A 13,998-nucleotide genomic window follows, 5' to 3' on the forward strand; every position below is an offset into this window, starting at 1 on the left:
GGTGCGAGCCCGTGGCTACCCGGCCAACAAAATAGTGCTGGCAGCCGAAAAAGGGCGGTTGGAACGGCTATTTACCCAGTCAGACAGCCCATCTGAACTCCTACCGTGCCGACATAGTGACAACCCGCCGCCACAGGAGAGCAATTGGATAATTTGCCCCGCTTATCCGGGTAAATTATTCACAGGACCTCTCAAAAGCAGGGAAACCGCCGTGCCAAATCCAAATGCGACTTTTGGACCAAACTTTTAACCAAGGCCATTTATAGTAGCGCAGGTCCTAAGCCGCATGTCGCCGTAAAGAATGAGTTTGGCCAAGCCCGTGAGCGCCGCACTGGACTAGCAAGGCGGTGGATGGGCAGAGAGATATAGCCTCCCAACGCATGAGCCGGCTTATCTTTATCGTGGCCAATGCCATCCACAGCAAGGCTATTATGTTCTGTCCCTCTACTATGTGCTGATGTTTCGTTTCTACCAACTAGCTCCTAACCTGCTTCAGTGGGTTGCGCTTTTCCTGTTCGCCCTGCCCCTTTCGCTCCATGCGCAAACCCCCGTTGGTTGTGACTTGGTTGCCTTGGATGCGCCGGCGCCCCTTGCCAACAGCTTTTTTGGGAATCGCGTGAGCATCGGTACCCGCTTCGCCATCACGGGTGCCAATGGCACGTTGGCAACGGGCGCTACCCCGGGCAAAGCATACATCTACGAGCACGTCGGCACGGGGTGGGTCTACCGGCAGACCCTGAGCGAGGCGAACTCCCTGACCGCCGACGTCTACGGCAGCAATGTCTACATTGACGATTCCACGGCCGTGGTGTCCGCTTATGGCTTTTCTCGGCCCGGCGCTCCCGGTCGGATTGGTGCGGTTTACATCTACACCCGGCAGGGCAGCCAGTGGGTGCAAACCGGCTTCATTGCCAACCCGAGTCCACTGGCCTCCACCTTCGGGTGGGCCATTGCCAAGAGCGGAACGGACTTGGTCGTGGGCAACGGCGATTCGAATATTTCACTGACCAAATCCGTATACGTCTACCGGCAGCCGGCCGTACCGACGCAGCCGTGGGCGCTGGTGGCTACCCTTACGCCCCAGGCCGCCAACACGGGGTACGACTACGGGTACAGCGTGGCCATTGACGGAGATAACCTGATTGTGGGCGCCGTGGACCGATTCACCCGGGGCCGCAACGCCGCGCATTTCTACCACCGCACCCCGGCCGGCGTGTGGCAGCAGGCGCAGGTCGAATCCTACGTCAGCGGCGCATTGGCGAGCAATACGGTCGGCGTGCGCGGCAACTACGCCGTGATTGGCACCGATTCAAACCAAGGGGTGCGCATCTACCTGCGCACAGCCGCCGGCTGGCAGCTCCAGCAAACGCTGTTCTGTCCCGACAGTTTCTCGGGTCGCTACGGCCTGACCGTTGCCATCAGCAACAAAGTGCTGCTAGTGGGTGGCCCCACGGGCGGCATGCCGCCCGTGTACAGCGGTGTGGTGTTTCGCTACGAGCTCCGCAACGGCACGTGGCAATTCCGGCGGCGCTACGCCGTGCCGCAGTCGCTATCCGGCGACGTATTGGGCGCGTGGGTGGGCCTCGACCCCCGCAGCCAGAACCTCATCATTGGCGCCCCGGGCCGCACCTCGGGCGGAATCGCGGGAGCCGGACAAGCCTTTGTGGAATGGGCCCCCGCCATTGAGCCGCCCGCCCCCTTTTGCGTAACGGACGCCCCGGTTTCGCTTCCCGCCACGGCAACGGGCGGCACGTGGGGCGGACCCGGTATCACCAACGCTCAGACGGGCCTTTTTAACCCCGCCGTGGCAGGAGCCGGGACGCACACCATCACCTATTCCCTTGCGCAGGGGAACTGCGTCCGGGTAGACACGGCCCTTATAACGGTTCGCTCCATTTTGCGGATTATCCGCCCGGTCCTGCCGCCTCTTGCCTGCTCCCGCGACACAACCATCACCTTAACCGCGAACGCGCCCGGTGGCACTTGGAGTGGCCCGGGCATCATCAGCGCGCAGGCCGGCACCTTTCGCCCCTCCACGGCGGGCCCCGGCCGACACCTGCTGACGTACACCGCTTCCTCCGCTGCCTTTTGCCGGCCGCAGGATACGCTGAGCCTGGTTGTGCTGCCGGTGGCGGTGCGGGTGCAGGCTGTGGGGCGGCGCCTGAGTTGCGCCCGGGATACCACAATTGCCTTGCAGGCCACGCCAGCGGGCGGCACGTGGCTGGGGGCCGGCATTCTGCCCAGCACCGCCGGCACCTTTAGTTCGGTCGTGGCGGGGCCCGGCCGGCATCTGCTGACATATCGCTTCAACGCCGGCACCGCTTGCGGCGGTCAAGACACGCTGAGCGTCATCGTCCAACCGGTTGCCGTGCGGGTGCTCACGGCGCCGCCTCCCCCGTTCTGTCGCCTAGACACCCTTCTGCGTCTCACCGCAACACCCGCCGGGGGTACGTGGCGGGGACCGGGTATCGTCAACGCGCAACAGGGGATATTCTCGGCCTCGGCGGCTGGCGCCGGCCGCCGTGTGCTTTATTATGAAGTCGGAACCGGCGCCTGCCGCGCGTCGGATTCCCTCGCGATTGTGTTGGCGCCAGCAGCGCTCCCCGTGCTTGAGGGAGCCGATGCATTCACGCTGCGTTGTGGGGCGCAAAGCGCTTGGCTGAGCGTGCGCAACCCGGTTCCTGCAGCCCAGTACGAGTGGCAATACGCCGCGACAACCGGTGGTCCCTGGCAAGTTCCGGGCCCGGGCAACGGCCAGTCCGCGTTCCAAGCCACCCAGGCCGGTGCCTACCGCATCAGGCTCCTGCAGGGAAACTGTTCGGCCACGTCCCTGGCGGTGCAAGTGCGCATTGAATCCGCAGTTCCGGTTTTTGTGCCCAACATCATCACGCCGAATCACGACGGACACAACGATGTATTCGAGTTGACGCTGCAATCGCCCCGCACCTTCCACTTGCAGGTTTATAGCCGCTGGGGCCAAGAGGTTTTTCACACGGACACATACGGCGACTTTTGGTCCGGCACAGGGGCGCCCGCCGGAATTTACTACTACCTCTGGCGCTACTCCACGGAGTGCGAGGCTCAGGAAAAGCTCGTAAAGGGCTGGATTGAAGTCGTGCGGTAAGCGTGTATCAACTCCTGTGCACTACACAAGAAATCAGTGCTAATAGGGCGCTAGAGAGTGTAGCAGGTAGCCGTAAGACCTTATACAAATATCCCTCTCCAAGACGTCACGGTAGGAGAGAACTTTAGCCAAACAGGCGGCTAGAACAGGCCAACGTTGCTAGAGATGCCAACCCGGCAACGAATCATCGGCAGCGATTAGCATTTTACATGTTATAAACGAGCCCCTGCAATCCGTTACAACCGGGTAGAAAGTAGAGATTAATGGCATCAGCGGCTCGTTAGAAATGCCGACGAAGGGGCCCTTGTTTGCCGGTCTTCGCACGGGCCATCTAGCGGTTGCCCAGGCGTTCTTGCTCCTCGCGCACCAACTGCTGCAGTTCCTCTTCCGACGGTAAATTTGTTTGGTATTTGCTCACAAAGAGCTGCTCGGCCATGCCGGTGGTGGCGTAGCGGACCAGCGTATCGTTCTTTTGCGCGCACAAAATGAGCCCCACCGGCGGGTTGTCGCCCGCGGTCATCTCCTGCTCCCGGTAGTAGTTCAGGTACACGTTCATCTGCCCTGCGTCGGCGTGGCTGAACGCCCCAAGCTTCAAGTCCACCAGCACGTGGCACTTGAGAATGCGGTGGTAAAAGACCAGGTCAATGAAGTAGTGCTCGTTGTCGAAGGTGATGCGCTTTTGCCGGGCCTCGAAGCAGAAGCCCCGCCCCAACTCCACCAGAAACGTCTGCAAGTGGGCGATAATCGCCGCCTCCAGGTCGCTCTCGCTGTAACGGGCCCGCTCGTCCAGCCCGAGGAATTCCAGCACGTAGGGATTTTTCATCACGTCGGCCACCGCCAGCGGGTGCGCGCCGGCGTGGCCGGCCAGCACCGCGGCCTTGTCGGTCGAGAGCCCCGTGCGCTCATACAACGCGGACTCAATGGCCCGCTTCAATTCCCGCACCGACCAGCTGTTGTTCACCGCCTGCACCTCGTAAAACGCGCGCTGCAATGGCCGGTCCAGGGCCAGCAGTTCCAGAAAATGCGAGAAGCTCAGCCGCGTCAACAGCAGCTGGGGGGCGATGCCCGGCAACGCGCCGGGCCCGCCCGGTTGCTCCGAGGCCCCCGGCGCGGGGAGCCGGGCCGCACTCAGCAACCCGGCCCGGTGCAATTCTCCAGACGCTGTCTGGAGAAGGATCGGGTACTGCCGGTAAAACGCCCGGCAATCGTAGAGCCGTTGGACCGCGAGGCCCTTGACGCCGCGCAACTGCCGGGCCAACGCCGGCAGCACGCGCTCGCCGTAGTCGGCCCGGTCGCTGCCGCCCTGCTCATACTCAGCAATATGCCAGCCGATCAACCAGTTGCGCACCGTCAGCCAATAGTTGACCTGTTGCGCCGCCGCCCGCTGCGCTTGGGCGTGCAGCTGTTCAATCTGTTCGGCCAGCGTCGAAAGCGTGGTTTCTGCCATGGGGGCGAAGGTACACCGGTCCCCTGGGTGCGCCCAAGCAGTCGGCCTCGATGAAACGCGGCAGCGGGAGGAAGAGAACTGCCTTCGCTTGGTCAAGAAACGTGCTTTTCCTTTATATAGGTTGGGCGAATGGCTCGGATGGCGGGGGCGCGCTGGCCCGCTGGAGCAGCCGCTGCACGGACATGGGCAGGAACAGCTTCCCGCGCCGGGTGCGGTAGCCCCCTTGGTTTAACTCCTGCGCAATTTGCTGCAACGTGTGCCCCTGCGCATGCAATAACCCCCCGAGCCGGGTGGCCTGCTGGTTCTGCAGGTTTTCCCGGGCGTTGGCTTGCCGCACGTGCCGGCTCTTGGCAATGGCGGCCGGCGTCAGGTTGGCCGGCGTGCCCAGTTTCGCTCCTCGGGCCTTCTTGGCGGTCAGGGCTTCCTTGGTCCGTTTGGAGATGGTTTCGCGCTCGTGTTGGGCGATGACGGCAAACAGGCCCACCGTTAAGGTATTGGCGTCGGGCATGTCGCAGCAGACGAAGGCCACCCCGGAGTCGCGCAGGGCGAAGATGAACCCCGCATTGCGGCTGAGTCGATCCAACTTGGCAATGAGCAACGTCGCCCCCACCCTTCTGGCCTCGGCAATCGCCGCCAGCAGCTGGGGCCGTTGGTTCTTCTTGCCGCTCTCGATTTCGACGTACTCGGGCAGCAGCTGCGCGGGGTCTTGCACGAAGGCGCGCACCGCTGCTTGTTGGGCTTCGAGGCCGAGGCCGGATTGGCCCTGGCGGGCGGTGCTCACGCGGAAGTAGGGAACGTAGGTCGGGAAGGGCGCAGCCATGTTGGGGGCGATTTCCCACAAAGTTAGCCGTTATAACGTTTAATAAACGCACGTTTATTAAACGTTATAAGCTCCCTTCTCTCCCCTGCCAGGCGGTCGGCGGTAACTCAATTTAGCTGGCCCGGTGAACGGGCGACGGGCTGGGGTTACTTCTTCAACAGACCGGCCGTTTTCAAGAACAGCCCACCCGCATTGGTGGCCGCCTTGAGCTTGCCGGTCTTGAGCTTGTAGACGAATCCGAACAAGTCGTTGACCAATTCCGGGGTGCCGAGAATGCGCGCCACCAGCGTTGGGTCCTTGATGCCCAATTCGTGCAGATGAAGCCGGGCCTTTTCTTCCCGTGCCTCGTCTAGTGGTTGTTCGAAGGGCAAGGGTAACTGCTCGGGAAGCTGTGCCTGAATGAAAAAGCGCACTGACTCAAACGCCCGCCCCTTCTTGATTAGCTCGTAGCGCAGCTTTAAATCCGTGTGCTGGTTGATTTGGTTCACTGCTGCGTCAAGCACAAACTTTTGTAACATCGAGACCTTCGTGTACTGCTCAGGCTCTTTCCCTTCTGGATCTTTAAGGTGCAGCATCACCTTGAAGTCATGCAACGTGTAAGTAACGCTGGGCTTGTCCTTCCACTGGCTAGCTATTTGATAGACGCGCTTGGCGTACTTGCTGCTCAGGTTGAAGGCGGCCTGCAGCCGGAAGGAAGTAAAGTTGCGCTTGAGGTCAATCAGGTAAGGCCGCATCTTTTCTGATACTTCCAACTCGATTACCCCCTCCCCTTTCAGGTATTCTGCTGAAGCCAGTAGACCCACTTGCAATCGGCGCTTGTTGTCTTCAATCACGTACTCACGAGAACGCAATGCTGAAGTGGCTTCAAAGAATTGTTGGTAGTTCCACTGTCTCCCAGTAACCTGGACCAACTCCTTTACTTTCACTTGGTAAAAGGAGCCGGGTTTGTCGTCCTTTTTCAGTAGGCTGAGTAAGTAGAAAACGATGTCCATTTCACAGGCGCTCATTTCGTAGCGCGCCGTGGTGATGGCATTGTGTTGCCGGATTTCTAAGCCTGTAGGTAAGGGAGTGATAGTGGCCATACCCCGAAAGTAACACGAAAGGAAAGAAGAAATCTAATCACCTTTCCTTTCGCTTATAATTCCTTTCCCTTCTGCGTATAAAACCTTTCCCCTCGCTTATAATCCCTTTCCTTTTGGCTTATAATCCCTTCCCTTTCACTTATAATCTCTATCCTTTACCCTATTTGAAGCACTTTAAATCAATGAGTTATAGCGCCTCAAATAGATACAAATAAAAGACAAATACACAAGCTTGTGATTAGTTGTGCCAACAAAAGCTTTTAAAGGGGTGGGAAGGGACGATTCCGGGTGTAAAAACGAGCTCCAAAGGAAAGGTTTTATAAGCGGCCCTCTCGTGAAAGGGAAGGGATTATAAGTCAAAACAGCAGTAATAGATGGCACAAAGCGCAGATATTTTACTTGATTTTTTACCTTTAAGTACTGATTACTAGGCTCTAAGCTTCTTATTCTGTTTCTCTAGTGCCGCTAGGTGTCCAGGAGGTAATGGTTGGGCAGCTTCTGGTAGCTTCTCCAATGCTGCTTTAATAGCGGCGTCGACGAAGTCCTGTTCCACAAATCCTGCTACATAGTACTTGGCTTGCTTGAGGTGTAAGTAGGTGCTACGCTTGATTCGCGTCGAGTAAGGAACTAGGGTGTCAGGTTTGCCCGAGCGCAGGGGTTCGGTTATTTCGTCCAAGCGTGCAGAGCCGAACAAGTCTTTTTTGGAGGGGCTATTCATTATTAAGGCGGTCTAAAAGTTCACTGGTGAGCACAGTGTAGTCCGTTGCAGCGTTACTCTCTGGAGCGTATTCAAAGAGGTTCTGCTTCTGATTCTGGGCTTCTTTGACTGCTACGTTGTCGCGGATGGTGCTTCGGAGGACATAGGGGCCAAGTACGCTGTGACCCTCGATGGCTTCAACGTTGGAGCGCAGTACTACACGTCGGTCGTTGCGGTTGTATTGGGTAAAGAACAAACCCAGAATTTTTAGCGAAGGATTCAGCCCGTCCACAATCATATCGCAGCGACCGAGCAAGTTCACCAACCCGCGGATGCCGTACACTTCGGGGTGGACCGGAATTAGTACCCCATGGGCAGCAGTTAGTGCCATGTCTGTAAACTTGCCCATGCTGCCCGGCGTGTCGACAATGGTATAATCAGTTTGCACAGGCATCAGCAACTTGCGCAGAGCCAGCTCTGCTCCTGGCTGTTCGGCCCGCTTTGCTACAGCATCATTCAAATCACCACCGGATGGGAGTAAGTAAAGACCGGGGCGCATTTCCTGTACGGCTTCAGACAATTCCATACGGCCTAACAGTACACTGGCAAGTGTACGCTCTGGGGGCGGGTTATAAGTGAAGGATTGGGTGAGATTGCCCTGTTGGTCTCCATCGATGAGAAGCACGGTATGTCCACGCGCTACTAAGGCGTCTGCAAGGTTCAGAACACTAGTAGTCTTCCCTACCCCTCCCTTATTGTTGGCCAATACAATTGTCTTCATTAGGCGAATGTAAAGAATGGTAGCATGATATCATACTTGAAAGCAAAGAAATCTAGCATGCCAGAATTCTAGAATTTTAGAAAACATGAATTCTTTGAATTCAATAATGGCAAAATGATAGAATTAATAAAAACATGAATTGTTTAAATACATGAATTAATGATTGCCCTTGATGGATATGGGCATAAACCCTCGATTTGAAGCGAGTCTAGTCGCTTATTGATTCCAGCATTACATCTTATTGACTTGGGACGATACATCAAGTCTCATGGAATGGATGACTCAATGTATCGTCGTGGTGATCCTCTAGGCTTAGAACCTAGGTCTTGTAGCGCAAGGCAGTTCTATCTAGAATCACTTTCTGGGCCTTCCGTTTAACATAAAGTAGCTTCTCATACCACGCCGGGGTGGGGGAGGGGCTCGCTGCGCTTCCCCCACCCCGGCGACCACCACTCGTGTTGGCCTGCTCGTGCCGGCGCTCGGCCGTGCGCGGGGCCCGGAGCAGCGGTTCCGGTGCCTCGCCCAGGTCCGGTCGTCGCCCAGCCGGACCAATCCAGCCGCGAAGCCAATCACCGCTTTTACCCCCACGGCAGGCGCTGGGGCGTTGCGCGCCTGGCAATGGCGGGCACCACGCATGCCTCGCCGCAGGCGATGCGCGAAGAACTCCCCCGAACGCCCGACGTTGGCGGGCAATCCGTCGGCCGGTGGCTGTCCCAACCGTACCCCGTTCTTCCCTTTCGGCACTACGCCGGCGGGGCCGCCGGGCACCGGCCAGCCGCCTCGTTTGGTAGAGCGGGTCCGGGGAGGGGGCTCGCGGGTGCCGCTCGGTCCGCGTTGAAAACCCCGCTGGGGCTGCTGGGTGCGGCCCGCCACGGCGGACGCAGACGTGGCCTTACGGAGATAATTTCCGCCCGTTCGCTGCAGCATCCTGCAGTCCAAACCTGCGACGACAACAGGGCCGTCCGACCCTGCGATTTAGCACTATTCCTTGATTTTAAGCAAAAAATTAACTTACTCGTATTCAGTATTTTACAATTTTCTCGCCGTCTAAAACGTGCCACCAAAAATGTAGTCGATACTGGCACTATTCCGGGCACCCTTTTCCAGCCGGCGAGGAGCGCCCGGAACGGTGACGAAACGGGACGGATTCGTCCGACGAGGCCACCAAAACCGTAGTCGATCCACACCAAAACGGTAGTCGAATCACGGGCCTAAAACCTATTCTATCCTTTGTAAATCAAGGTATTAACTCATATTATTTCTGTGCGCCGGCTGCGCGCCCGGTGGTGAGCTACTTCCAACGCCGGCGCTTGTCCGGCACTTCTGCTAGCCCTTTTCATGCAAAAAAAAGAAAACGACAAAAAACTAGCTGTTTAGAAAGATTATTACCTTTTAAAGTAGTTTACTGGTTGCGTAACTAATTGATAAACAAGATTTTTTGAGGGTGATCGACTACCGTTTTGGTGTGGATCGACTACCGTTTTGGTGGCCATCGCCTACCGAATTGGTGTGGATCGACTACGGTTTTGGTGCGAAAAGGCCCGGATACGACTACCAAATTGGTGTGAAACGCCTCGAACTCAAAAAATTTGTAGTCGATGAACCGTTTGCGCGTACCTTTGACGGGAACTGCTGCCCCCGTTTTCCTATGACCGACCCGAACGCCCGAACCCGACACCCGCTGGTCGTGCAGCACAACGCCTTGGTCAACGGCCGGTTTGACTTGACCACCACCGAGACCCGCCTCTTTTTGGCGATGCTGGCGCAGATCCAGCGCGACGATGCCGCGTTTGTGAAATGCGAGCTCCGCGTGCAGGAGTTCTTGGACGCCGCCTCCAGTCAGAACTACGGGCACATCCGCAAAGTCCTGGAAAACTTTGCCGGCCGCCTAATCACCCTCGAGACGCTGGGGACGGATGGCCAGCGCGTCCTGACGCAGCGCACGTACTCGGCCATCCCCTTGTTGGCCCGGGCGGATTACGTGGAAGGCGAAGGCCTGCTGGTGCTGCGCTTCAACGACGAGCTGCAAGATTATTTGCTGCAGCTGCACAGCAACTTCACCAAGGCGCAACTGGCGGAGCTCATGAAGCTCAAAAGTGCGGTGTCTTCCCGCATTTACTGGCTGCTGCGCGAGTACGCCACCTTCGGCAAACGAACCATCGCCCTGGAGGAGTTGAAGGCCATTTTGGGGCTCTCGCAGGGGTACGACCGCTTCAACAATTTCCGGGCGCGGGTGCTGGAACGGGCCAAAGCCGAACTGGCGCACACGGACCTGCCCTTCACCTATTCCACCCGGAGCAAGGGGCGGACGGTCACCCACATCACGTTTCTGTTCAAGCCGGTGGGGCCGGCGAGCCCGTCGCGGGCCTTGCCCGGTGCGCCGGCGGCCGCGTGGGAAGCCGCCGTGCGGGACGCGGGGGTGTCGGCGAAGAGCCTCCCCAAAATTCAGCAGCAACTACAGGCCGGTATATATGACGAGAGATATATTCGCTACGTCCTCGACACGGTACAAGCGAAGGCAAAAGCCGGCAAAGTGAAGAACGAAGCGGGTGCCGTCTTCACCGCGCTCACGGACGCCTACCTGCTGGAGGACTACCAAAAAGCGCAGCAAGCGGCGGCCCGGACAAAGCGTACCGCTAGTTCTGCCGCCACCGAGCACCAACGCCGAAAGTTGATCAGTAAGCTGGAGGAGTCCCGAAACAGTTTGAATATTATTCAGACCGCGGTATACTACGACGAGCATACCCGACCCGCCCCGTTAGCGGTCGTCGAAGCCGAGATTGCGGGCCTGGAAGCGCAACTCCGCCAGCTGTTGTCCTAACCCGTTGGTACAACCCCGGTACCGGAGGCCCGTACGGGCACCTGGTCCGTGGCCGGTTGGCGCCGGGCAACCCCCCCTCTCCTTCTTGCCGCCCCGGGGCGGCCCTAGCCGTCTGCTGCTCATGCTTTCCCCTTTCGTGCCCGCCACCCCCGCCGCCGCTCCCCCCGCCGCCGCGGCCCGTAAACAGGCCTTGCAGGACCAGGTGCTGGCCCAGCTCGGCGGCCGGCAACTGGCCGGCGTGGCCCTGACCATGGGCCTGGGCAAAACCCTGGTGGGCCTGCGCGACATGGCCCGCCAGCCCGCGGGCCAGCCCCTGCTGGTGGCCGCCCCGACCCGAGCCATCCTCGACGCCTGGCCCCAGGAAGCCCGCAAATTCGGCCTGGCCCACCTGCTCGAGCGGATCACCTTCACCACCTACCGCTCCCTGGGCAAGGTTCTGGCCGCCGGCGCCTTCCACAAGCTCTACCTCGACGAGTGCCACGCCTTAAAGGAATCCCACGCGCCGGGCCTGCAGGCGCACGTGGCCCGCCAGGGCCACATCCTGGGGTTGACCGGCACGCCGCCCGCGCAGGAGCGGAGCGAAAAGGGCCGGCTCGTGGCCACCTACTGCCCCATCCTCGTGGATTACACGACCGACGAGGCGGTGCTGGCGGGCCTGCTCAACGACTACCGCCTGGTGGTGCACCGCCTGCCCCTGCGGGCGGTGCGCGACTACGCCTACACGACCAAGGCGGGCCAGACCTACATCACCAGCGAGCGCGAGAGCTACCAGTACTGGACCAGCCGGCTCGCGCGCGCCGAAGCCGGCGGGACCGAGCCGTTGCCGGTAGAGACGCTGCGCATCCTGCGCATGCGGGCCCTGATGGACTACCCCACCAAGGGCCACTACATGCGCTACCTAGCCGGCCAGCAAACCGAAAAGGTGCTGCTCTTCACCTGCACCCAGCAGCAGGCCGCGCAGCAGAGCCCCCACACCTACCACGCGGGCAACAAAGACAGCCAGCAGAACCTGGCCCTGTTCAACACCGGGCAGATTCCGTCCCTGGCCTGCGTGCAGCAGCTCTCGGAGGGCATCAGCCTGCCGGACCTGCGGGTGGGCATCATCTGGCACGCCTTCGGCAACGAGCGCAAGGCCGCGCAGCGCATCGGCCGGCTGCTGCGCCTGAACCCGGAGGAGACGGCCACGGTGCACCTGCTCGCCTATGCGGACACCATCGACGAGCACTGGGTGGCGCAGGCCCTGGCGGCCTTCGACCCGGCCAAGATTAGCTACGTCGAGGCCGCCAGCGAAGGACCGGAAGCCCCGCCGATGCCCGCGATTGGGTAGGGGTTCGCGAACGCGGCCGGCACCCCCAGCGAACGGTTCGCCCCGCGTTCGCGAACGACTACGAACGGCTAGGGAACGACTCGGCACGGGCGAACGGGTTGCCCGCGCCGAGTCGTTTGCGGGCACCACCCGACATAAACGGCACGTTTGTGTTTCAACAGGCAGCAATTTTGGGCCCATGTTCGCTTTTCCTGCCGAATTACTGGATCGGAAGTCATTCCCTAAACCACCGGTTTTCGTACGGGTTTTCCCTCCCCCTTGAACGGCCCGAAACCGCCGTAAATGAGGGCTTTTAGCGTTCCTGTTTTTCGAACGCCTCCGGCCGCCTCGCGCGAACAAAGCGGCCCGAAATATCAGTGACCGGCCCGAAAGCAGATAATAGCTTGATTAATAGCAAATTACGAAAAGGGCGGCGACGTGTTCTATTCGCTCCCCGAACCGCTGCAATCGCCTGAGGATGAACCCGAACGGCCACTCGGCGGCCGCTGCATCTGGCGGGTTTTTCGGGTCCGGGGCGGATGAGCCGCCCGGTGACACCGTTCCCGCGCGTTTTCTCGGCGGTTGCCCACGGCAACCACTGGGCACCATGCCCTGTTTTACAGGCTGTTGCACCCAGGGCGGGGGCGCGGCCAGGGGCGGGGGCGTCCGCGTCCGAGAAGGGGCGGTGAGTACCCCTCCGCGCACGGACGGAGTACTCCCTCCGGTCCAAAGGCTTCCAATAACTTCCAAAGGCTTCCATTATTGATTATTGGAAGCCTTTGGAAGTTATTGGAAGCCTTTGAAAGCCTTTCGTTTTCACTATTGCAATCCTTTAGAATCCTTTGCAATCCTTTAGAATCCTTTGCAATCCTTTAGAAAACGCGGCGGCACGTGCGGGGAACGGCTCGGCCGCCCCCTGCGCCGCAGACCCGCGGCGGTGACTTAACGGCATTTTCGGGCCGTTTTTGGGTATCGGGACCCCACGGCCCGGGGCCGTTCCCGAAAACGGCCCGAAAACGCCGTGAAACACGCGCCGAAACACCCGTTTTAGGCGGGCAAACGCGGGCCCTTCGGCTCCGCTGCTTTTTCCGGTTCACGCGCGGCAGCGTACAGGCGTTGGAGCAGGCGTTGGCGCAGGCGTTCAGGTGGGGGACGCCTGTCGGTCTTGCGCCATGTCGTTGCCCTCTTCCAGGAATCAACGACGAACAACCAAAAGCACCGTTTCAGCGAACGGTTTTTTCAGCAGATTGCCATGAAGAACTAAGCCTTTTAAGCACAGTATGGACTATTTGGTCGTTTTTTCCTCTGGGTATGATGACGACATCGAGTCGTTAACTCGCGGCATCAAGTCAGATGTTCTAATCGGGAATGCCACAGGTGATTTCTATCAGATGAACTTGCTTACCCTCGCACGGATACGCGGCGAGTTTGATGCCGATAAGTCGTGCTGGCTCGAAGAGAACCTTGTTATCCTACACGAGATAACGAAGGACCGTATCCTGCAATGCGTGGAGGAGCTGCACCGATGGGGCTTTGAACAGCAGTGGAAACCGCTGACGCAACAGCAGTTGGAAAAGTACTTTTATCCAAAGGAAGGCTGGGTTGTTTTTCCTGTGACTGTTGCGGCCTTAGATGGGCGATAAAGCCAAACGCTCGTGGCTGTTGCAGAACTCGGCTCAACAGCCTGAAAAGCTACTGGAAGTGGTTACAAGCGGAAAATAAGGCTTGTAAAGCACCTTTTTCAAACGGTCGTAGGTTTGACCACCCGACAAATGGGGCTTGCCAAGGGTTCTGCAACAGCCACGCTCGTTTGGGTGAACGAGCCGTTCCACGCCGCGGCTCGGTTTCAGCGGCGGCGCAGGTAGATTTTGCGCCCGTCTCGGGTCGTGTCCGCCGGCCAGGCCTGGTTACCGCTCAACT

Annotated in this window: 9 protein-coding genes; 4 read left to right on the plus strand and 5 right to left on the minus strand. The window is 59.2% G+C overall.

Translation table 11 applies throughout. The features are described 5' to 3' along the window. Positions 1 to 457: 457 nt before the first annotated feature. The gene (locus J4G38_RS24680) at positions 458 to 3,124 is read left to right on the plus strand and encodes a T9SS type B sorting domain-containing protein (RefSeq protein WP_210521549.1); all 2,667 of its coding nucleotides are present in this window, start codon (positions 458 to 460) and stop codon (positions 3,122 to 3,124) included. A gap of 331 nt (positions 3,125 to 3,455) precedes the next feature. On the opposite strand, the gene J4G38_RS24685 is transcribed toward J4G38_RS24680, so the two are convergent. The 5 genes from J4G38_RS24685 to J4G38_RS24705 form a co-directional block, all read right to left on the minus strand. Beyond that, positions 3,456 to 4,571, minus strand: a complete 1,116-nt coding sequence (locus tag J4G38_RS24685; protein ID WP_210521550.1) for a PDDEXK nuclease domain-containing protein — start codon at positions 4,569 to 4,571, stop codon at positions 3,456 to 3,458. A 112-nt stretch (positions 4,572 to 4,683) separates the two neighbouring features. Further along, positions 4,684 to 5,391, minus strand: coding sequence for a recombinase family protein (locus tag J4G38_RS24690; protein ID WP_210521551.1), 708 nt, complete (start codon positions 5,389 to 5,391; stop codon positions 4,684 to 4,686). Between the two features lie 146 nt (positions 5,392 to 5,537). Further along, positions 5,538 to 6,473 carry a replication initiation protein gene (locus J4G38_RS24695; RefSeq protein WP_210521552.1) on the minus strand — a complete coding sequence of 312 codons (936 nt, stop codon included), beginning with the start codon at positions 6,471 to 6,473 and terminating at the stop codon, positions 5,538 to 5,540. 427 nt (positions 6,474 to 6,900) lie between these two features. Further along, positions 6,901 to 7,191 (minus strand): hypothetical protein, encoded by a 291-nt coding sequence (locus J4G38_RS24700; RefSeq protein WP_210521553.1) that lies wholly within the window; start codon positions 7,189 to 7,191, stop codon positions 6,901 to 6,903. Further along, on the minus strand, positions 7,184 to 7,951 hold the full coding sequence (locus J4G38_RS24705; protein ID WP_210521554.1) for a ParA family protein: 768 nt from the start codon (positions 7,949 to 7,951) through the stop codon (positions 7,184 to 7,186). Before J4G38_RS24705 ends, J4G38_RS24700 begins: the two co-directional genes overlap by 8 nt. A gap of 1,507 nt (positions 7,952 to 9,458) precedes the next feature. Here J4G38_RS24705 and J4G38_RS24710 point away from each other — a divergent pair. From J4G38_RS24710 to J4G38_RS24720, 3 genes are all read left to right on the plus strand, one after another. Next, complete coding sequence (locus J4G38_RS24710) at positions 9,459 to 10,772, plus strand: replication initiation protein (RefSeq protein WP_226163820.1); 1,314 nt, start codon at positions 9,459 to 9,461, stop codon at positions 10,770 to 10,772. Positions 10,773 to 10,893: 121 nt separating this feature from the next. Beyond that, entirely contained in the window at positions 10,894 to 12,099 is a 1,206-nt protein-coding gene (locus tag J4G38_RS24715; protein WP_210521556.1) for a DEAD/DEAH box helicase, read from the plus strand. Positions 12,100 to 13,358: 1,259 nt separating this feature from the next. Then, complete coding sequence (locus tag J4G38_RS24720; RefSeq protein ID WP_210521557.1) at positions 13,359 to 13,721, plus strand: hypothetical protein; 363 nt, start codon at positions 13,359 to 13,361, stop codon at positions 13,719 to 13,721. The last annotated feature ends 277 nt before the right edge of the window (positions 13,722 to 13,998 follow it).

The sequence above is a fragment of the Hymenobacter terricola genome, from assembly GCF_017921975.2.
In the GTDB taxonomy this organism is placed as follows: domain Bacteria; phylum Bacteroidota; class Bacteroidia; order Cytophagales; family Hymenobacteraceae; genus Hymenobacter; species Hymenobacter terricola.

Excerpts from the sequence above, each read along its gene's own strand:
- J4G38_RS24680 (WP_210521549.1), top strand. The coding sequence starts at position 458 with ATGTTTCGTTTCTACCAACTAGCTCCTAACCTGCTTCAGTGGGTTGCG.
- J4G38_RS24685 (WP_210521550.1), bottom strand. The coding sequence starts at position 4,571 with ATGGCAGAAACCACGCTTTCGACGCTGGCCGAACAGATTGAACAGCTG.
- J4G38_RS24690 (WP_210521551.1), bottom strand. The coding sequence starts at position 5,391 with ATGGCTGCGCCCTTCCCGACCTACGTTCCCTACTTCCGCGTGAGCACC.
- J4G38_RS24695 (WP_210521552.1), bottom strand. The coding sequence starts at position 6,473 with ATGGCCACTATCACTCCCTTACCTACAGGCTTAGAAATCCGGCAACAC.
- J4G38_RS24700 (WP_210521553.1), bottom strand. The coding sequence starts at position 7,191 with ATGAATAGCCCCTCCAAAAAAGACTTGTTCGGCTCTGCACGCTTGGAC.
- J4G38_RS24705 (WP_210521554.1), bottom strand. The coding sequence starts at position 7,951 with ATGAAGACAATTGTATTGGCCAACAATAAGGGAGGGGTAGGGAAGACT.
- J4G38_RS24715 (WP_210521556.1), top strand. The coding sequence starts at position 10,894 with ATGCTTTCCCCTTTCGTGCCCGCCACCCCCGCCGCCGCTCCCCCCGCC.
- J4G38_RS24720 (WP_210521557.1), top strand. The coding sequence starts at position 13,359 with ATGGACTATTTGGTCGTTTTTTCCTCTGGGTATGATGACGACATCGAG.